This is a genomic window from Psychrobacter sp. TB20-MNA-CIBAN-0197 (genome assembly GCF_040309765.1).
GTDB lineage: Bacteria > Pseudomonadota > Gammaproteobacteria > Pseudomonadales > Moraxellaceae > Psychrobacter > Psychrobacter submarinus.
In genome coordinates this window covers 1-286 of the sequence record NZ_JBEOPC010000371.1, presented here as the reverse complement: position 1 = coordinate 286, position 286 = coordinate 1, and the positions used below count along the sequence as shown (strand labels likewise).

The following is a 286-nucleotide window of genomic DNA, read 5'->3' as shown; positions in this document are numbered from 1 at the left end:
AGCGTAGATTGGTGCCGTGGGCGACATACCGCTGGTTGTTCAGATCGACCACGAAGACATACAGGTCATCCTGCAAGTAACCGCCCTTGAGTGAGTTGATCGCGGTCAGCGTGCCCTTCTCGTTCCTGGTCAGATCCGTCGCGGCTTTGTCCAGCAAGGCCCTGGCCTGCTCAGCCGAAGCCCGTGGCAAGTAGTAACCCACCGCGAGAATGCGCTGCCCGACGCGCTGATAGAACACATGCTTGCGCTCGACCTTGCCGTCGGCCCAGTTCTGCCAGCGGTATTC

General features: G+C 60.1%; 1 protein-coding gene. It reads right to left on the bottom strand.

Annotation, left to right across the window (positions count from 1 at the left end; translation table 11 throughout):
• On the bottom strand, nt 1-286 hold a 286-nt coding region (locus AAEY83_RS14085; protein WP_351059788.1), incomplete at both ends, for a hypothetical protein.